The sequence below is a fragment of the Leptolyngbya sp. AN10 genome (assembly GCF_050565645.1).
In the GTDB taxonomy this organism is placed as follows: Bacteria; Cyanobacteriota; Cyanobacteriia; order Leptolyngbyales; family Leptolyngbyaceae; genus Leptolyngbya.
Genome location: NZ_JBNXVP010000002.1, coordinates 313,078 through 332,651, shown reverse-complemented (window position 1 = coordinate 332,651; position 19,574 = coordinate 313,078). Strand labels below are relative to the sequence as shown.

The window sequence follows — 19,574 nt, the reverse complement described above, 5'->3', positions numbered from 1 at the left end:
GAGTGTCCTTCGCGGCAAACTGCTCATGAGTAAACCTGTAGTCATCTGTGTGGATGACGAACCTCTAGTTTTAGAAAGCCTCAAAATCGAGCTAAAGCGCGTTCTTGGAGATGCTTGCCTAATCGAGACCGCAGAAGGCAGCGAAGAAGCGTTAGAAATCTTTGATGAGCTTCAAAATAGCGGAGAATATGAAGTTGCTCTAGTGCTGGCAGACTACATTATGCCAGGACTCAAAGGCGATGAATTGCTAGAACATATTCACGATCGCTCTCCGCAAACATTAAATATCATGATTAGCGGACAAGCTGATCTAGAAGCTGTGAGCCATGCGCTACGAAGTGCAAGGTTATATCGCTACATTTCTAAACCTTGGACACCAGAGGATATTAATTTAACGATCGTTGAAGCAGTTCAGCGCTATCTCCAAGACCGCAAGATTGAAACCCAAGCAGAACAACTCTTTTCGCTCAATCAGTCTCTAGAGCAGCAAATCCAAGCAAGGACTCAAGAACTTGAACAGAAAATGCAAGAACTTGAGCAATTGAGTCGATTAAAAGATGAATTTCTCCATGCAGTTACTCATGATTTAAGAACGCCTGTAATGGGTAGCTTGCTAGTTTTTCGCAGATTACAGAACCAAGTTTCTGATCCGGTTGAACTGTCTCGCATCATGATCGATCGCATTATTGAGAGCAATCAGCGTCAGCTTAAACTTTTAGATTCTTTGTTAGCAGTTCAGCTAAATGAACATGGATTTACATTGTCGTGCGAACCGCTTGATCTGGCGAAATTGGTATGTGAAATTGAATTGGATTTAGAGCCGATTTTGTCAGAGAACCAAGTCACGATCGAGCATTCCATTCCATCTAATTTACCGCTGATTCAGGTTGACGGGTTCCAATTAAGACGAGTATTTGAGAACTTGATCACCAATGCAATCAAACATAATCCACCTGGAATCACTTTGAACCTTAGTGCAACTGTAGAAGATCAATTTCTCATTTGCAAAGTTGAAGACAATGGCATGGGGATTCCTGAGCAAGACTGTGAACGGATGTTTGAGCGATATCAGCAAGGGAGTCGATCGCGTCGATCGCTGGGTGTTGGACTTGGACTCTATCTCTGTCGGCAAATCATTCAAGCTCACGGCGGACAAATTGGGGTCATGAGTGCCCTAAATGAAGGTGCAAAGTTCTGGTTTACTCTGCCAATCTATGAAACATCCTCGACTTAGTACTGTTCTGATTGTTGCTTTTATTGTGCAGATTGCAAGTACAGTCGGGCTTGTAAGCTATTTCTCGTATCGGAATAGTCAGCGGTCAGTGAATGATCTGGCTACGCAATTGATGAATGAGAAGAGCGATCGCATTCAAACGTATCTCAAAACTTACACAGAAACACCACCGATCGTTACTCAACTTACAGCCAATGCAATCCAGAGCGGCGATCTTAAACTGAATAACTTAGAAGGCTGGAATACTTACCTATTCCAACAAGGTCAACGATTTGAAACCTTGTCTTATGTTTACTTCGGTTCAGTGCAAGGAGAATATGTTGAGTATCGGGGCTTTGGTAATCGACAGTTCAAATTTAATCAGCGTCGCGGCAAAACGCTTCCACCCGTAAAGATTTTTGACCTCAATGCTCAAGGAAAACCTCAGCGGCTCAGTTCTCAACGAGTTTTTGATCCACGTCCGCGTCCGTGGTACACCCAAGCTGCAAAAACCGGAAAACCAGGCTGGACGGACATTTATACCTTTGTCGATGTTCCACCCACTTTAGGCATTAGCTTTGTCCGTCCCTACTACGAAAATCAACAACTCAAAGGAGTCTTAGGAGCCGATTTTGTTTTACTAGGCATCAATGATTTCTTGCACCAAATCCAACCTAATGATGCAAGTCGAGTCTTCATTATGGAGCGCGATGGAAATCTAGTTGCATCTTCCTCCAAAGAACAGCCATTTGATGCGGAAGGTCGAAGATTAAATGCAAACGCGATCGCTGATCCTCTCACTCGCACCACTGCCCAACAATTACAGCAGTCTTTTAGTAACTTATCAGCGATTCGCGATCGTCAACACTTTGACATTAACTTCGAGCAAAAGCCTCACATTGTCGAAGTTACTCCAGTTACAGATGCTTATGGATTAGATTGGCTCATTGTTCTAGTCACTCCACAATCAAGCTTCATGGGACAGATTGAAGCAAACAATCGCACCACTGCAATTCTGTCTATGATTGCATTGTTAGCTTCGGTTGCAACTAGCACTCTAATGGCGCGATGGCTGTCTCGTCCTGTAAAGCGTTTGAGTGATGCCAGTCAAGATATGGCGAAAGGAAACTATGAACAGCAAGTAACAATTCGAGGGAGTCAAGAACTTGTTAAGTTAGCCCGATCGTTCAATTTGATGAGTCAGGAAATTCAGCGATCGCATCAGGAATTAGAAACTTATGCTCGATCGCTTGAAGCGAAAGTAAAAGAACGAACTCAGCAACTTGAACAAGAAGTCGAAGAACGTCAACGCACCAATGCCGAACTAGAAGCAGTGTTTAGTGCAATGGATCAGTTAATCTTTGTATTTGATCAAGATGGAAGACATCTAAAAATTCCTGCAAGTCGCGCCGCACACATTCTCTACAAACCTTTAGAGGGTCGGATCGGACGAACCTTGCACGATGTTTTTCCACAAGAGACTGCGGATCACTTTCTCAAACACATTCGACAAGCATTAGAAACACGATCGACCGTTGACATTGAGTATATGCTCAATGTTGAAGAACACCAAATTTGGTCGGATGCCAGCATTTCACCGATCGATGATAAAACAGTGATTTGGGTGTCCAGGGATGTCACGGAGCGCAAACAGGCTGAACAACAATTGAAGCAAAGTCATGATGAACTAAAGCAAACTTTAGATGAACTACGATCGACGCAAGCTAAACTCATCGAAGCTGAGAAACTCGCTGCATTAGGTCAACTGGTCGCAGGTGTAGCACATGAGATGAATACACCACTTGGAGCAATGCGATCGTCAATTGAAAATGTCTCACACTTCATGGAACATGATCTAGAAGCGATGCAAGCTCTTCCGCTAGACTATCAAAGCGATTTTTCTGCTTTAATTCAGCGTTCTAACGAAACAGCTTCAACCTTAGTCCATCTCTCTAGCCGCGAAAAGCGACAACTAAAACGAGCATTAACCAGAACATTAGAACAACACCAGATTAGTCCATCTGACTCGATCGCAGATACTTTAATCGATATTGGTGTCGTCGATCGCATCGAACCTTTCCTAACATTGCTCAAAGATCCGCATCGCGATCTAATTCTCAAAACTGCCTATCAATTTACCAGTGTTCAGCGCAGTGTTCAAACGTTGTCGATCGCATCGAATCAAGCCGCTCATGTCGTTCGTGCGCTAAAAACTTATGCCCGTCAGAACGTCGAAACTAAGCCAGTAATAGCAAATATCATAGATGGAATTGAAACGGCTTTAACGCTTTATCGCAATCAACTCAAACGCGGAATCGAAGTAGTTCAACACTATGATGAGATTCCTTTAATTGAGTGCTATGCGGATGAACTAAACCAAGTTTGGATGAATCTGATCCACAATGCAATTCAAGCAATGGACTATCAAGGACAACTCACGATCGCAGTTCATTCCGAAATGGATCAAATCCGAGTTGAAATCACAGACACCGGAGCCGGAATTCCGCCAGAGATTCAAGCCCGAATTTTTTCGCCCTTCTTCACCACCAAGCCAATGGGAGAAGGCAACGGGTTGGGATTATCGATCGTTCAACAAGTTATCGACAAGCATCATGGCTCAATCGATTTTGAAAGCAAGCCAGGGCTTACAATGTTCATAGTTTTATTGCCAATTCGACTCGATCGCTAAACAGAGTTATTAGACGCTTGGTATGACTACTTTGACGCTTGAAACAGAACCGTGTGCAGAACAAGTTACCGTGACTCGCGATCGTCTCATCGTCGATCTGGCAGATGGTCGAACTCTGAGCGTTCCACTCGCTTGGTATCCACGTTTGATGTATGCCTCTGAAGCCGAACGCCAAAACTGGGAAATTCTTGGCGATGGATATGCGATCGAGTGGTCTGATTTAGATGAGCATATCGGCATTGAAGGCTTACTTGCAGGACGACGTAGCGGCGAAAGCGAGAAATCTTTCCAACGCTGGCTCTCTAGCCGCTCTTCGGCAAATTAGCCTATATTCCTAAATTTTTCCGTAAAAAGTGTGGACAATCTTGAATTACACTTGTAGTATGTGATCAGCAGAATTTTACTGAGGACTATGACTCGTCTCATCTCGTCGCGCCATTCCAATCCGTCACCCTCGCACAGACCCCTGTGTGCGGCGTTGTCGCGGTTATGGATGGTCACGGGATTTGGACTGAGCGGACAAGCGATCCAGGTCTATGGCGCGATCGAGATTGATAGCCGCGAAGACGAAAAATTTAATCTAGACAACATAAAAAGCGGGTGGTGTTACCGTCTGACACCAATGTAAAGCAGCACATCAAGCCTTCGAGGTTCTGATAACCCCCGCTCAAACAAACTGAGACGGGGGTTCATTTTTTTGCCAATTTCAAGCAGGAGCAACGCATGTTAAAGCTCACCTACACCGAATTTGGACTGCACTTGGAGCGCGTCACCGTCTCTCTAGAAACTTTGGTGTCTCAAAGAGTGGTCTTAGCGCTACGAACCGGACAAACGCTGCATGTCGAGCCGAGCCGAGCCGCGTTCTTATTGTCGATCGAGGTTCCCGGTTTTGGCGAATTGGAAAAACTGATCCGGTTAGAGCGCGTCGCCTCTGTGTCGATCGCTCCTGTCGATGATCAGTTCGTCGAAGTCAGCGTTCAAGGTCATTGGGTGGCTGATTCGGTCGAGGCTCACTCTGGAATGTTTGTCACCGTGTTGGGCGATCGGACTGAGTTCTTCGTTTACAAATTATGGGAAGCAACTCAGTTACAAGCCTCCCCACTGGTGTGATCGTAAGTGGAAGTTCTAGCGCCCGATTCCTTTTGGTGTGATCTGAAGTTCCACTCTGCCATCTTCATTTCCTTTCACTGCAACTTGCTGAGTATCCAATTGTCCAGAAGCTTGAGGTCCAGCAATACTAAACGGTGGATTGTTTTGTTGATAGCTAACATTTCCATTGGCTTCAAATTGCTGAGTCGCAAGAAACCATTTCACGCGATCGGCACTCAATCGCGACTGATTTTTCTCCCCAACTCCCCGAACATTTCCGCTCAAATTCGCGACTTGCTGATCGATCTGCATATCACCTTGATTTGCGGTTAATGTCACTTGTTGGACAGAATTCACGATCGTAATCGGTTCACTCGCGGATAGTGTTTTCTGATCAATATTCCAAGCGAGTGCATTTCCGTTAATCTGCGTGTTCGATTGTTTTAGAGCAATTCGCGCATTCTGGCGAAGTGTCACAATTTTGGCTTTAAGATCAACTTCCGATTGATCCGCACTGCCCCGATCGGTAACTTGCTTGTTTTCGTAGCGATCGACTTGAATCGGTCGATCGCTATTAATTTTCTGGTCTTGAATCCGCCAGGTTAATCGTTCTCCTCGCATCTGAAGCGAAGGCTCTTTCACTTGTGCAACCACTTGCCCTGAAACTTCCACCCGACGCGCGCGAGTCAAGAATCTTCCTTCTTTGGCTGCGAGTTGAACTTGTTTATGATCGCCGTTAAATCCGTTCCGAATGATAAGGACATCTTCGGTCGGTCGCCATTCCACTTCATTTCCTTTCAGAACCGAATTGTCGCGAACATCGATCGCGGTAATTTGTCCCTTTAAAACGATCGATTTTCCGTCTTGCTGAATCTCGCTGCGTTGAGCTTCAATTTTGAACACAGGCTTTCCATCTTGGAAAAGCTCACCTCTCGGCTCTTGAACAGTCGCGTTTTTCTGATCTTTTGCATACACAGCCTGTTTCGCTGTCACCCGCCACCAAAGCTGCCCTTTATCATTGGCTTGCTCCAGGGTGACATTATTAAACGTCAGATTGTTATCAAACTTCTGTGCTTGAGTGTCTTTAGTTAATTGTTCAGCGGCGCGATTACCGCGATTTCCACAACCGCTTGCACCGATTAAAAGTGTAATTAGAGCGAGATTCAATAAAAGTGAGCGACGCAAGATAAAATCCCTCAAACCTGAGAACCAAAGAAGCATATCGAGATAAACCAGACGAAATTTATCTCGATATTGCTCCCGACTACTCTACTTTAAGGCGAATGCTCGTCGTCGTGTTCATCCATCAATCCGATCGTAGTTAACGGACGATACGTATAGCTCCGAGGCGTTTTCTGAATGTCGTCTTTGATCGTGTCGAGATCAATATAGCGATCGGCAACATTGATTAAGCTGTCACTGGTCATCGATCGTAAACTCACGACTTCCACGCGAACGCCGCGATAGCTGACTGCATTCACCGCGTATGCCAAGTCACCATCGCCGCTCACCAAAACGGCTGTATCGTAAGAACCGACAAGCGACATCATATCGACTGCAATTTCGACATCCAGATTCGCTTTTTTCGAGCCGTCTGGCAGTTGAACAAGATCTTTTGAAATGACGCGATATCCATTTCGTCGCATCCAAAGAAGAAACCCTTGCTGTTTTTCATTGGTGCGATCGACACCCGTATAGAAGAACGATCGCAGCAATCGAGAACCGGAAGTTAGGCGGACTAAAAGCTTGGTGTAATCGATTTCGATACCGAGTTGTAGCGCGGCATAAAACAGATTTGAGCCATCAATAAAAATGGCAACACGACCACGATTTTCTAGCACTTGTTCCGGCGAAAACACCGTCTCTGTTTCGTGATTCAAATGGTTCAACACAGTTGCTATCCTCAGATATTTTATGAAAGGTTTTGAACAAGAAAAAAGGAACGAACATTCTTTGCGCTCAGGTTGAACTTTCGACCGGGAGTTCGAGTTTTTGGAAGACAGGTTGAGGCTTTTGAAGTGCTTGTTTAGCTCGCAGTATTCCCCATCTTGATTGATTGGGGAAGGTGATCGAAACATCAATTAAACTAGCGTTATTAAAATCAACATCTAGTCCTAATTGTTGATAAACTGCACTGCTTGTCCGAGGAATAATCGGTGCTAAAAGATACGCAGCCAATCGGACAGATTCAAGTACTGCGTACAAAACTTCTTCAGCCTCTTGTTTTTTGCCTGCTTTATAGAGCGACCACGGCGCTTGTTCGTTGATAAATTTATTACCCAGCCGAATCAGTGTTAAAACTTCCTCGCACGCAGTATTAAATGCAAGAGAGTCGTAAGCTTTTGAAACTCGATCGCCTAATTCTTCTGCTACAGATCGAAGCGGATGATCTTCTGCAATTTCAACATCGGGAACCACACCCCCACTATTTTTATGAATCAGTCCCAAACTCCGATTCAATAAATTTCCAAATCCGTCTGCGAGGTCGGCGTTACACATATCGACAAAGCGTGTTTTATCAAACACGCCATCGCGCCCGAATTCAATTCCTTTAAGGAAATAGTATCGAAAAGCATCCACTCCATATCGATCGACGAGTGCAACCGGGTCGATCGCATTTCCGCTACTTTTTCCCATCTTCACGCCATCTTGCACGAGAAATCCATGCCCAAAAACTTTGTGCGGCAGTGGCAATCCTGCTGACATTAACATCGCAGGAAAATAAACCGCATGAAATCGCAAAATATCCTTACCAATGATGTGAACATTGAACGGATACCATTTAGAGATTGCATTTTCTAAAGTCGGTTCTTGGTCGGGATCTAACAGTGCCGTGATATATCCAAGCAGCGCATCAAACCAAACATAAATGGTATGTTTCGGATCGGCTGGAATCGGAAATCCCCAATCAAAATTCACTCGCGAGACAGAAAAATCTCTCAGCCCTTGACTGACAAAACTTAAGACTTCATTTCGACGAATATCAGGTTGGATAAAATCCGGTTGTTCTGCGTAAAGCTTTTCCAATTTTTCTTGATAGTTAGAAAGTCGAAAGAAATAATTCTCTTCGTCGCGCCATTCCACTTCTTTATTCGTGTGAATCGGGCAGCGATGATTTTCTAACAGTTCGCGCTCTTCTTTGAACTCTTCACATGAAACGCAATACCAGCCCTGTTGCTGACTGAGATAGATATCGCCGTTCTCCCAAACGCGCTGGAAAAATTCTTTAACGATCGCATGATGCCGTTCTTCGGTCGTGCGAATAAAGCGATCGTACTTGATATCCAATTGCGTCCACAGCCGTTTAAACCCGTCTACGACTAAATCACAATGCTCTTGTGGCTTGCGTCCTAAACTCTCGGCAGTCCGCTGAATTTTTTGTCCATGCTCATCGCTTCCCGTGACAAATCTCACAGGCTTCCCTAACAACCGCTGAAATCGAGCAACCGCATCCGCCGCGATCGTCGGATAAGCACTGCCGATATGGGGCAAATCATTGACGTAATAAAGCGGTGTCGTGAGAGCAAACGTAGATTTCTCTGAAGATAAACTCATAAATATGATGAAAATGACCCCTGTAAATTAATACATCAATCCGGGTAGGGGTTTAATGGATTTCTCGAAACTATCAGATTGAAAACCGCGATCCAAGGTAGAACACGTCTCTCATTCTAACCAGCAACGTTGTGCAAACGTCGCTCTGAAATCTTAAATTTGTCGTCCCGAAAACCAATTTTTCCAAGACTGCCTCCGTGTCTTCCACAATCTTGCCCTCTCTGAGAAACTGCCTGAATTTCTGTACCGATCAGGTCAAACCCAGCATTCAAGCTTGAGTAAGGTCACGAGATGAAAGATGAAGCTCCAATGAACTAGATGAATGAACGCTAAAAAGTACCGTAATTCTATGCAAGTCTTCTCAGCAATTCAAGCCAAATATACGGAGCATTCGTGCAAGTCTTGATTCGCAGTTCACAAACTGGACATACCAGAAAGTTCCGTACTTTTCCTCAAATCTTTGCCGTGATTCAGAACGAATAATGCAGGCATAGAGTTAGTCTGCAAGACAACAATCATGAAATTCATCAAAGGTTTCTGTTCAGTCGTCGCGATTTCTACGATCGCGGCTCTCAGCCAGGCTGGTTCCGCCCAAGCGATCTCGTTCAGTATCACTCGTGGGATTGCAGGTCCGAATGGTGTGATCAATCAAGGCGCATATTCCGATTTCTTGAACAAGCCTGGAACCAGAACAATCGATTTCAATTCCGGTTCTGCTCCTACTTCGGGTTTTGCCAAGTACACGTTTGAAAATTCCAGCATCAGCACTGTTCGTAAAGACAGATGGGCACCCGCAGGCGCGAATGGAGAGGTGAACGACAGTAGCTATCTCGCAGTTTTCCAAGGCGGCAAAGTGACGATCGACCTGAAGGAATCGCTGAACTACTTCGGCATGAACTGGGGTGCAATCAGTCCTGGAAACGTCTTCTCGTTCTTCAAAGGCGATCGCTTGATTCGATCGTTCTCGACCGCCGATGTGAATCCGGTGGCTCCCGTGAGAGCGCAACAGCATGGCGGTGAAGGAAATGGCTACCTGCATTTCTACGCAGACAACAAAGCGGACATCTTCGATCGCATTGTGATTACCCAAACGGGTGGCGGCGGCTTTGAGTCGGATAACCACTCGTTCCACATTGCCAGCTACGGTGATCCGAGAAAAGTGCCTGAGCCGACTGCGGTTCTGGGCTTGATGGCTGCGGGTGGTGCGTTGTTGCTGAAGCGTCGGACGCAAGCCCAAGTCGAAGAATAATTGCAATGGCTCGACAGATTTAGTGGCATTTAGAAACTCCCGTCGGTTGCACCTCTTGGTTTAAGGGGTGCTTTTTTACGTTGGGAAGTTGAAACGACCGCTTTACAATAAGGGTAATTTCCTAATGTGATTTGTATCTTTAGACGATGGTTGGCGGGAGCCGATCTAATTCATAAATAAAAAGAGATTGTTCTGCAATTGAGTGTCATAGAGTTCATGCCAGGTTTGAGTCCCCTTCAGGTTTCCCAGTTGATGCTGATGAGCGTGGGTACGCGGACGTATTCGTATCACTGCGATCGCGTTCCGAGAAATACTGCGTTGCTGGTCGTCAGCAATCATCGGAGCGTCATGGATGCAATGCTTCTCATGAGCGCGATTGATCGTCCGATTCGGTTTGCGTGTCATCACTATATGGGACAGGTTCCAGTGATGCGTGAGATCGTGTCGCAGTTGGGATGTTTTCCCTTGGAAAGCGATAAACATCGACAGAGTAGCTTTTTCCATCAGGCGATTAATTTACTGAAATCGCGGCAGGCTGTGGGCGTTTTTCCAGAGGGAACTTTGCCAATGGTGCAGCCACCACAGCCCAATCGAATGGGCGAATTTCATCGGGGATTTGCTCATCTGGCACTAAGAGCGCCGATCGACGAATTAGCGATTTTGCCTGTCGCGATTTCGCCGCAGCAAGAAACAATTAATTCTGCGATCCCGCTGAAAGTCTTAAGCTTCTTTGATCCCTCGGAGCCATTATTTGACCAAGAGGGCTGGCATCCGCTAGTTTTGTATCAGAGAGTAAATATACTCATTGGACACCCAATTTGGATCACGTCGGCTCAACGATCGGATTATCAAGGAAAATTCGCCAAGAAAGCGGTCGTTGAATTGGTCGATCGTGCCCAAACTGAAATTAAGACGCTGTTAGACCAAGGCTCTTTTTAGATCATGATTCAAAGTTCTCCTTGCTTCCTCACGCCAAAATCGCTCCGCCCTCAGTTCCCCTTGTTTGTGTTTTTGCCGGGAATGGATGGCACAGGGCAACTATTGAGAGCGCAAACGGCTGGATTAGAGTCAGGTTTCGATGTGCGGTGTTTGGCAATTCCGCCCGATGATTTGACGAATTGGGAAGATTTGGCGCAGCACGTGATCAATCTGGTTAAGGCTGAGGTGAAAGGAGATCCAGAACGATCGATTTATCTCTGTGGTGAATCGTTCGGGGGCTGTTTGGCGATGAAAGTGGCATCAATGGCTCCCGATTTGTTCGATCGATTAATTCTGGTGAATGCGGCTTCGTCCTTTAATCGCAGACCTTGGATCGGTTGGGGTGCAGCGATTAGCCGCCATTTGCCTCAGTTGCTTTATCAGTTGTCGTCGGTTTCTTTTCTCCCGTTGTTGGCTGCGTTTGACAAGATTGCGCCAATCGATCGACAAGCTTTAGTGGAAGCTGTCAAATCTGTTCCGCAAGCAACTTCGATTTGGCGAATGAACTTGCTGCATGAGTTTGAAGTTCCGATCGAAAAACTGCGATCGCTGACAATTCCAACTTTGATTTTGGCAAGCAGCAAAGATCGATTATTGCCCTCGTTAGTGGAAGGGTATCGGCTCAAAGCGGCATTTCAAAATGCTGAAGTCGTGGTCTTACCAGAGAGTGGACACACCTGCTTGTTAGAAACGGACGTGAACTTGTATCAGATTTTGAAAGAGCATGAGTTTCTGATTGAGCAATCATAATTTCGCGATCGCTTTGAGAACTTGAAGCAGTTGAATTACTCGATCGTCCTGGAACAAATCCAAGGTCGGCATATATTGATACGTAAATCCCTCCTGTTTGAGCAAATAGAAAAACTGATACGTTGCGCCGTTTGTGACTAATCCCCAAACTGAAGTCTGACGCTCTAAACTCTGATAAGCATACGCCAGCATTTGAGCAATTCCGGAAACTTCGGAGGCTTCGCCGTTTTTACTTTCGACCACGAGAACCCAGAGAGGAATGCGATCGAGCTTATTCACGGCAACAATGTCGAATCGCCCAGTGATATGAGTGTCTTCGTCTTCGATGTAAATGCGATCGATGTCTTCTTCAACGTTCAATCGGATCGGAGACTCGTTATATCCTGCCAATCGCAGCAACGGAGCGACAGAGAGAAAGCGAATTTGCCCTTCTGAAACTCGGTCTTCTGATAAGTAAGTTCTAAATTCGGTTTGAATCTTCGCTAACTCAGCCTGCTCGAATTCGGTTAGCGGCTCTAGTTCCAATAAAGGCGTGAACGAGCCGTTATACAGCGGTTGAAAGCCCAACAGTCGATGAACTTCCCCGCGAGATAAATTTCGAGCCTTTAAAACGGTCATTGCTTTTCCCTTTTTCAAATAGGAGCGCGATCGCGAATCTTACGATCGCGCTTCTATTCTTTATGATCCCTCAGACCGCAGTTTTTCTAAGACACCGCGATCCTCAAGTGTGGAAGTATCACCAGAGATCTCATTACCAGCCGCAAGATCGCGCAAGAGTCGGCGCATGATTTTGCCCGATCGAGTTTTCGGGAGTGCATCCGCAAATCGAATTTCACCCGGACGAGCGATCGCGCCAATTTCGTTGACGACGTGTTTTTTCAACTCTTTCGCCAAATCTTCACTCGGTTGATGCGTTCCTTCCAGAGTCACAAAAGCGACGATATCTTGCCCTTTAATTTCATCTGGCTTGCCAACGACTGCGGCTTCCGCAACAGCCGGGTGAGACACCAAAGCCGATTCGACTTCCATCGTGCCCAAACGGTGTCCAGCGACGTTGATCACATCATCAACGCGACCCATCACCCAGAAGTAGCCATCTTGATCGCGTCTTGCCCCGTCCCCTGCGAAATAGATGTAATTACCGTCTTTCGGTGGGATATGTTCCCAGTACGTTTTGCGGAATCGATCGGGATCTTTATAAACGGTTCGCATCATTCCAGGCCAAGGATGTCGAACGGCTAAATAACCGCCTTCATTCGCTGGCACAGAATTGCCATCTAGATCGACTACATCCGCCAGAATTCCAGGGAATGGCAGTGTCGCAGATCCGGGTTTTGTCGGAGTTGCACCCGGAAGCGGCGTGATCATGACTCCGCCCGTTTCGGTTTGCCACCAAGTATCTACGATCGGGCAATGTTCCTTCCCAATCACGCTGTGATACCACATCCAAGCTTCAGGGTTAATCGGTTCGCCTACGGTTCCAAGCAGTCGCAACGAAGACAAATCACGCGAGTTCGGATGGTCATCGCCCATTTTGATAAAGGCACGAATCGCGGTTGGAGCCGTGTAGAACACGGAGACTTTATGCTTTTGAATCACGTCCCAGAAGCAGCCCGGATTCGATCCGCGTGGCGCACCTTCATACATGACAGTCGTTGCACCATTTGAGAGCGGACCATAAACGACATAGCTATGCCCCGTGATCCAGCCCACATCCGCAGTACACCAATACACATCATCCTCTTGCAGATCAAAGATCCACTGAGCCGTCATGTGAGCGTAGAGATTGTAGCCGCCTGTGGTGTGAACAACGCCTTTCGGTTTGCCAGTACTGCCAGAAGTGTAGAGAATGAACAGCATCTCTTCACTGTCCATCGGTTCAGCAGGACAGTCGGTGGAAGCGTCTTTTTCGAGATCATGCCACCAAAGATCACGATCGCTGTTCATTGCAATTTCTTGCTCTGTCCGTTTTACTACCACGACTTTCTCAACCGCAGTCGTTCCTTCAGCCAAAGCCTTATCAACTTGTGGCTTCAAAGGCACGATCGCATCTTTTCGCCATCCGCCATCCGCTGTGACAACGACTTTCACTTCGGCATCAACTAATCGATCGCGTAATGCCTCTGCGCTAAATCCACCAAACACAACAGAGTGAGGCGCACCAATTCGGGCACAGGCTAACATCGCGATCGCGGCTTCTGGAATCATCGGCATATAAATGCCAACTCCGTCGCCCTTCTTGACTCCCAAGCTTTTCAGCACGTTCGCGAACTTACAAACTTCTTGATGCAGTTCGGCATACGTTAGAGTCTTCGAGTCTCCGGGTTCGCCTTCCCAAACGATCGCGGGTTTATTGCCCTTGGTTTCTAAATGTCGATCGAGGCAGTTATAAGAAAGATTAGTCTTGCCATTGACAAACCATTTCGCGAATGGCGGAGTGTTCCAGTCGAGAACGGTATCCCATTTCTCAAACCAGTGGAGTTCTTGTTCTGCCAATTCTGACCAGAACTTGAGCGGATCGGCTTTTGCACGATCGTAAAGCGCCTGATATTCTTCTAAACTCTTGATTCGGGCGCGTTGTGAAAATTCCGCACTCGGTGGAAACTGGCGGTCTTCATGTAGGATTGATTCGATCGTCGGTTGTGACATCGTTTGTATTTCAAAGTATCTAAGACAGAATCGGAGAGGTCTCCTTTCCAAACGATACTGGGTTCGCGAGCACGATCGATACAAATCAAGATTGAATTTCATTAAGAGAGCGATCGACAAGACCACTCTCTGACAGATTACGCTCTTCGTCGAATAAAGTGCGCCCAAACTTGCCCGTCAGGACCACAGACGCGATTCGTATAGTTATAGGGGTAAAGCAACTTGCGTCCCTCAGTGTTGGCATATCCGGTCAAAGCATCCCCCCAAGGATCATTCACAATAAATCCATCGGGCGTGTAACCAATCACGGTAACAATGTGACCATACGAGGTAAACCATCCACAGAGCACAACTGGACGACCATTGATCAACTCTTCTCGGACATCTCTAAATGTCCAGGTTGTACTAAAAGTGCCGTCATAACCGTAAGCATTGATCAGATTGGTCAAGGTATTGTGATTGATCTGCGACCCTTCCCCATCTTTGTTGAAGCACCACTGCAAGAGTTCATCCTCTAGTTGACCTCCCGATCGAGCGCGAGTGCCGAGATAATACATGCACATCGCGATCGCAGTCACATTACAAGTAGACCAATAAAATCGCGGATTATCCCGCTGCGAGAAGTACGGCACATTCAATTCAACCGTACCTGGAATCGGATTGAATGCACGATTGCCCCGACTCATTCTGACAAAATCCGGAAACACAAATCCTGTATTCCCAAAGTTCGGGAGTTCTTCATTGAGTGACACTTTGATATGTCCGCCTTGGATCATATAGCTCGACACACCATAGAACTGATTCGCGTTAAAGGTCGATCGCTCATCCGATTGAAGCTGCGATGAATCCACTGGACGCTTTTTGAAAATCGTATCCCGCAAGGCTGTGACAGTTAGCGCACTTGAATCATACGGAATTTCTCGACCATTGCGCTTGATCTGAGCATATTGCCAGAAAACAAACCCACGATTGCCAAATCCAGGAATCGGATCTTTCAACGTCACGCGAAAATGTCCATTCGTGCAGGCATATCCGGTAATTTGGAACACCTGACCTTCTAACACGTTCGTTCTCTGATTGGCTGCCAGCGTGGAAGAATCGGCGGGTGAAGTCTTCAGAAAATTGGTTTTTGTAATGAGAAGCTGTGCCGCTAAAGGAATATCAGGAACATCATCAAGTGAAAATCTGAGGATTTGAGGACCTTTGGAAAGCTGAACGTGATCCTCGAAGAAATAGCCGAAGTTCCCGATCGGTGCGATCGCATTTCCCAACTCTAATTTCAAATGCCCGTCGATAAACCCGTACCGTCTCACCGGATAGGTTTGCCCCGCTTTGATCAAGATTTTCTGCTGATTGTTTAAGCGAGCAGAATCATCGGTCGAAACTTTGAAAAAAGTATCCCGTAGGACTTTGAGCGTTAACTCTTGTCCAACTGTTAACGGATCGCGGCTCACCGTAATGTAAAACACGCGATTTTCGATCAGTTTATTGCTGGCATCAAATCCTCGCAGTCTGAGCCAACGCGCTCCGGGTGTGCTGAATCCTCGCGGCATTGAAACTTGCCACGTTCCATTATTCAGCGTCACTCCCAGATTCACTTTATCTTCTGCCATGACCGTGATGCGTCTGATGCGGCTGGCATTGTAACTACCCTTCAGCACGACAGGCTTATTCACTAAGACTTCCAAAGGTCCGGCATACGTTGGAGGCGCAGTGCCACCTCCAGAAGTGAGTTCGCTGATTTCGATCGTCGTATCAGTCATGCGTATTCCCTCATCGATCGTGAGCAAAGGTTGAAGCACACGGACGCACCCTAGTGTCCAAATGTGCCTCCAATATACTCTTGCTCCTTCGGCTGAAAAAAAGAATCTCCGATCGACAGACTTTTATTTTTGAACTCAAGGTTGCTGTAGTTTCCACAGTAACGGTGGCTCGATCGGTTGAAGCCGATGGTTTGCCGTTAGTGCTTTTTGCAGTGATTCTGAAGGACGGTACAAGAACACATCGCTAAAGCCCTGGGGAATGTTCGGTGCAGCATTCGATAAAACTTGAACCCGAACATCAGGGGCGAGTGAATGACTAAACGAAAGCAGTTTCACAAAATAATCGTCGGTGATCACAATGGGCTTTGTCGATCGATTCACGATCGATGCAAGCTGCCGTTCTGAATTCGCATCCGCTTTGTTCCACCAAAATTCCGAAGTTGTCATCAATCCGCAAGACATTAGCCCGATCGATAAAATAAATCCCATCAGACCAATCCAAACTTTGCGAAACCGCGCTGAATCATCCGCAATCCGAGTCGTGAATATATACGCAGTCGCAAGCTGGATTCCAACGTAAGCCAAGATCAGATAACGAGCTGCTCCAGAACGTGCCGCCCCAAACGCAAGATCTGACCCAAGCAGTAAAACGTATGGAACGGCGATCATTGCGAAAACGAACTGTTTTGGGGATTTCGGAGCCGATCGATAAAAGAAGAAAAGTACTAAACCAACAAAGACTAAAACACTCAGAAACACTGCTAAAAACATCAGAAAATACAAGCGTGGACTCCGCTCATCCAAACTAAAGTCAACAAACACTAAGCTGACGCTACGCAGTAGAGAGCGAATCAGTGCAGGAAGCGGCATCGGTAAACTTTGACCCGCCATTGATGGATGATGAGTCACTAACCCGAACCAAATCCAAGGAACAAAGAATAGCCATCCTGCGATCGAAGCGATTCCGAATGAGATCAAATTTTTGCTCAGTCGAAATCGCTCTTGTAGCAACACGTACACCGCATGAGCGATCGACACAAACGTAGTGAACAAATGCCCATACAACCCAACCGCGATCGATAACCCATACCAGAGCCAATTTAGTTTTGTCTGAGTTCGCAGTGCCCGCAATAACAGAGCAGACGAGAGCAACAAAGTCAGAAGCCATAAGCTAGTTGGACGCGCTTCTTTGGCATACAGGAGATGAAGCGGAGAAACAGACATAACCGCGATCGACATCCAGGCAATCTGACGAGACTCAAACAGTTCCAAACACAACCAATACAAGCAGGGAAAAGCCAACACACTAAAAATGGCGGACAAACTCCGAATCGTTGCGATCGAACTCCCGAAACTTTGTGTCCAAGCCCGCAGTAACACGAAATAGAGGGGAGTGAGTTGAGGTTCTTGGGTGGCTAATTGTTCGATCGTATGGAAGCTAGTATTTTCCGGTGCAGGCTGTTGATATTTTTGCAACTCTCGAACGGGGATCACTCGATTTCCTATTTGTTGCATCACTGCTGCATTACTGTATCCAGAAAGACGAAAAGAAGTAAACGCTTCATCTAACCAGTAAGGCTTAAGATCTAGATTGGTGAAGCGAAACAAAATACCGATAACGACGAGACAAATTGCGACGAACTTAATAATTTGTTTAAAGGTCGAGGAAATGGATTCCTCTGCAATCCATAAAATCTTTTGCGGACCTTGTTCTTCTTGAGGGTTAAAAGCCATTGATCTAACTTCCCGCTAATCGTTGATTCTCTCTACTTCGCGTCTATTACAGCACCCATCAGCTACTTATAATTTACGTGAATTCAACGAGTTTTCCGGAGCGGGAAAACGCAATGAAGTCCCTTTCAAACCTTAAGGTCTGGAAGGGACTATCAGATCAAACGACTAGCTCCTGAAGTAACCTGACTTAAACGCCTAACTGCTGCAAGATATCTGCCGCATGCGTATCCGTCTGAATCGTTGTGTAAACCTGAGCGATTTTGCCATCTGAACCAACCACATAAGTGACGCGCTTAGAATAGCCACCGCCATCAACATCATAAGATTTGGTCAAGGTTCCATTTGTATCCGCCAACAAGGGGAAGGGCAGATTGAACTTCTCGGTAAAGCGCTGGTGGGATGCCTCATCATCCATGCTCACGCCAAAGACGGGAATGCCTTTGCTCGTGTATTGAGCGTAATTATCGCGGAAACTGCAAGCCTCCTTGGTGCAGCCCGGTGTGTCGTCCTTGGGATAAAAATAGAGAACTACAGTTTGCCCCGCATAATCAGAAAGCTTGACTGTATTGCCATTCGTGTCTTTAACCGTGAAATCGGGGGCAGTGTCGCCTACATTCAGGGGCATAACGATGACTCCTAGAGAGTGTATTGAGCGTGTATTGAGATCGCGTTCCGTCACAAATTGTAATCTTTCTTCCTCTATGTTTTAACCATAAAGAATTCTAGGTGGATTTTTCGGATTTTTTCTTGGGGATTATCTTCATATAGCGAAAGAAATTAGATCCTTGCGTATAATCTGAGCAGGAAAGTTTATAAATTCTTGAGCTTCTGCTCTCAATCAACCTCCCTTTAGCAAGAAGAGATTAACCATGCCCAGAATTCTGGTGATCGATGACGATCCGGCGATCGCTGAACTTGTTGCCGTCAATCTAGAGATGGCTGGCTATGATGTCAGTCAAGCCGCAGATGGCACACGCGGACAAGCGCTTGCACTCCAACTCCAACCCGATCTGATCCTATTAGACTTGATGCTACCTCAAGTCGATGGCTTCACAATCTGCCAAAGAATTCGTCGCGATGAGCGGACTGCCGATATTCCGGTTCTGATGCTTACTGCATTAAGCCAGACTTCAAATAAAGTAGAAGGCTTTAATGCAGGCGCGGACGATTACTTGACGAAGCCGTTTGAAGTCGAGGAAATGCTGGCGCGAGTTCGAGCGCTGTTAAGACGAACCGATCGCATTCCTCAAGCCGCGAAACATTCGGAGATTCTCAGTTACGGTCCTTTAATTCTGGTTCCAGAACGCTTTGAGGCGATCTGGTTCGCTAAAACCGTCAAACTGACCCATTTAGAATTTGAACTGCTGCATTGTCTCCTTCAGCGGCATGGACAAACGGTTTCACCCAGCGAAATTCTCAAAGAAGTGTGGGGCTACGATCCCGATGACGATATCGAAACGATTCGGGTTCATGTCCGCCACTTGCGAACGAAGCTCGAACCCGATCCCCGGCATCCGAAATATATCAAAACGGTATACGGCGCGGGATATTGTCTGGAATTACCGAGTGAAAGCGTCTCGATCGAAGACGTGCAACTTGCAGGCTAATCATTTTTCGAGCCGAATCGCGTACCACTGCAAATACTCACCCGGAGCCATTCCAAGCTCACAGGTCGTGTCGATCAGATAGCGAACTTGGGCATCAATTTCGCCTGCTTGCTTTATATCTGGAGGTAAGTCATCCTGTCGCGTTGTGAGAATCGATCGTAGTTTCTCACTCAGTTCCGCCGCTGTTAAGATTTCTTCAGGTTGATTCGTTTCGAGGACAACAAAATGCTCCTCATCGTACATAGTTGCCGCAGACATGAGACTGTTAAAGGGAGGTCAAGGACATTCTCATTCTGGC

The 19,574-nt window shown here is 46.4% G+C and carries 18 protein-coding genes; 9 read left to right on the top strand and 9 right to left on the bottom strand.

Going from position 1 to position 19,574, the window contains the following annotated elements; all coding sequences use genetic code 11:
- The first annotated feature begins 25 nt into the window (after positions 1-25).
- The 5 genes from ACQ4M5_RS04400 (at position 26) to ACQ4M5_RS04380 (ending at position 5,012) form a co-directional block, all read left to right on the top strand.
- Positions 26-1,234 carry a hybrid sensor histidine kinase/response regulator gene (locus ACQ4M5_RS04400; protein WP_430674390.1) on the top strand — a complete coding sequence of 403 codons (1,209 nt, stop codon included), beginning with the start codon at positions 26-28 and terminating at the stop codon, positions 1,232-1,234.
- Positions 1,215-3,902, top strand: a complete 2,688-nt coding sequence (locus tag ACQ4M5_RS04395; protein ID WP_430674389.1) for an ATP-binding protein — start codon at positions 1,215-1,217, stop codon at positions 3,900-3,902. Before ACQ4M5_RS04400 ends, ACQ4M5_RS04395 begins: the two co-directional genes overlap by 20 nt.
- A 22-nt stretch (positions 3,903-3,924) precedes the next feature.
- A complete protein-coding gene (locus tag ACQ4M5_RS04390) occupies positions 3,925-4,227 on the top strand; it encodes a DUF2442 domain-containing protein (RefSeq protein ID WP_430674388.1) in 303 nt (100 codons plus the stop codon).
- An 87-nt stretch (positions 4,228-4,314) separates the two neighbouring features.
- A complete protein-coding gene (locus tag ACQ4M5_RS04385) occupies positions 4,315-4,530 on the top strand; it encodes a hypothetical protein (RefSeq protein ID WP_430674387.1) in 216 nt (71 codons plus the stop codon).
- A gap of 95 nt (positions 4,531-4,625) precedes the next feature.
- Positions 4,626-5,012 carry an alr0857 family protein gene (locus tag ACQ4M5_RS04380; protein ID WP_430674386.1) on the top strand — a complete coding sequence of 129 codons (387 nt, stop codon included), beginning with the start codon at positions 4,626-4,628 and terminating at the stop codon, positions 5,010-5,012.
- A 15-nt stretch (positions 5,013-5,027) separates the two neighbouring features.
- Here ACQ4M5_RS04380 and lptC read toward each other — a convergent pair whose 3' ends face one another.
- The 3 genes from lptC to metG all read right to left on the bottom strand — a co-directional run bounded on the left by lptC (position 5,028) and on the right by metG (position 8,546).
- Positions 5,028-6,176 (bottom strand): LPS export ABC transporter periplasmic protein LptC, encoded by a 1,149-nt coding sequence (lptC, locus tag ACQ4M5_RS04375; protein WP_430674385.1) that lies wholly within the window; start codon positions 6,174-6,176, stop codon positions 5,028-5,030.
- An 89-nt stretch (positions 6,177-6,265) separates the two neighbouring features.
- Positions 6,266-6,883, bottom strand: a complete 618-nt coding sequence (locus ACQ4M5_RS04370) for an NYN domain-containing protein (RefSeq protein ID WP_430674384.1) — start codon at positions 6,881-6,883, stop codon at positions 6,266-6,268.
- 67 nt (positions 6,884-6,950) lie between these two features.
- A complete protein-coding gene (gene metG, locus ACQ4M5_RS04365; RefSeq protein ID WP_430674383.1) occupies positions 6,951-8,546 on the bottom strand; it encodes a methionine--tRNA ligase in 1,596 nt (531 codons plus the stop codon).
- A gap of 517 nt (positions 8,547-9,063) precedes the next feature.
- Here metG and ACQ4M5_RS04360 point away from each other — a divergent pair.
- From ACQ4M5_RS04360 to ACQ4M5_RS04350, 3 genes are all read left to right on the top strand, one after another.
- On the top strand, positions 9,064-9,795 hold the full coding sequence (locus ACQ4M5_RS04360) for a PEP-CTERM sorting domain-containing protein (protein WP_430674382.1): 732 nt from the start codon (positions 9,064-9,066) through the stop codon (positions 9,793-9,795).
- A 258-nt stretch (positions 9,796-10,053) separates the two neighbouring features.
- The gene (locus tag ACQ4M5_RS04355) at positions 10,054-10,734 is read left to right on the top strand and encodes a lysophospholipid acyltransferase family protein (RefSeq protein ID WP_430674381.1); all 681 of its coding nucleotides are present in this window, start codon (positions 10,054-10,056) and stop codon (positions 10,732-10,734) included.
- A gap of 3 nt (positions 10,735-10,737) precedes the next feature.
- Positions 10,738-11,523, top strand: a complete 786-nt coding sequence (locus ACQ4M5_RS04350; protein ID WP_430674380.1) for an alpha/beta fold hydrolase — start codon at positions 10,738-10,740, stop codon at positions 11,521-11,523.
- Here ACQ4M5_RS04350 and ACQ4M5_RS04345 read toward each other — a convergent pair.
- From ACQ4M5_RS04345 to ACQ4M5_RS04325, 5 genes are all read right to left on the bottom strand, one after another.
- Complete coding sequence (locus ACQ4M5_RS04345) at positions 11,518-12,141, bottom strand: hypothetical protein (protein WP_430674379.1); 624 nt, start codon at positions 12,139-12,141, stop codon at positions 11,518-11,520. The two genes, ACQ4M5_RS04350 and ACQ4M5_RS04345, sit on opposite strands and share 6 nt — an antisense overlap.
- Positions 12,142-12,201: 60 nt before the next feature.
- Positions 12,202-14,172 (bottom strand): acetate--CoA ligase, encoded by a 1,971-nt coding sequence (acs, locus tag ACQ4M5_RS04340; RefSeq protein WP_430674378.1) that lies wholly within the window; start codon positions 14,170-14,172, stop codon positions 12,202-12,204.
- Between the two features lie 137 nt (positions 14,173-14,309).
- On the bottom strand, positions 14,310-15,974 hold the full coding sequence (locus ACQ4M5_RS04335) for a C39 family peptidase (protein WP_430674377.1): 1,665 nt from the start codon (positions 15,972-15,974) through the stop codon (positions 14,310-14,312).
- A 96-nt stretch (positions 15,975-16,070) separates the two neighbouring features.
- Positions 16,071-17,669 carry a glycosyltransferase family 39 protein gene (locus tag ACQ4M5_RS04330; RefSeq protein ID WP_430674376.1) on the bottom strand — a complete coding sequence of 533 codons (1,599 nt, stop codon included), beginning with the start codon at positions 17,667-17,669 and terminating at the stop codon, positions 16,071-16,073.
- 187 nt (positions 17,670-17,856) lie between these two features.
- On the bottom strand, positions 17,857-18,294 hold the full coding sequence (locus tag ACQ4M5_RS04325) for a peroxiredoxin (RefSeq protein WP_430674375.1): 438 nt from the start codon (positions 18,292-18,294) through the stop codon (positions 17,857-17,859).
- 244 nt (positions 18,295-18,538) lie between these two features.
- On the opposite strand from ACQ4M5_RS04325, the gene ACQ4M5_RS04320 reads away from it, so the two are divergent.
- Positions 18,539-19,276 (top strand): response regulator transcription factor, encoded by a 738-nt coding sequence (locus ACQ4M5_RS04320; RefSeq protein ID WP_430674374.1) that lies wholly within the window; start codon positions 18,539-18,541, stop codon positions 19,274-19,276.
- Here ACQ4M5_RS04320 and ACQ4M5_RS04315 read toward each other — a convergent pair whose 3' ends face one another.
- Positions 19,277-19,534 (bottom strand): chlororespiratory reduction protein 7, encoded by a 258-nt coding sequence (locus ACQ4M5_RS04315; RefSeq protein ID WP_430674373.1) that lies wholly within the window; start codon positions 19,532-19,534, stop codon positions 19,277-19,279.
- Positions 19,535-19,574: the final 40 nt, after the last annotated feature.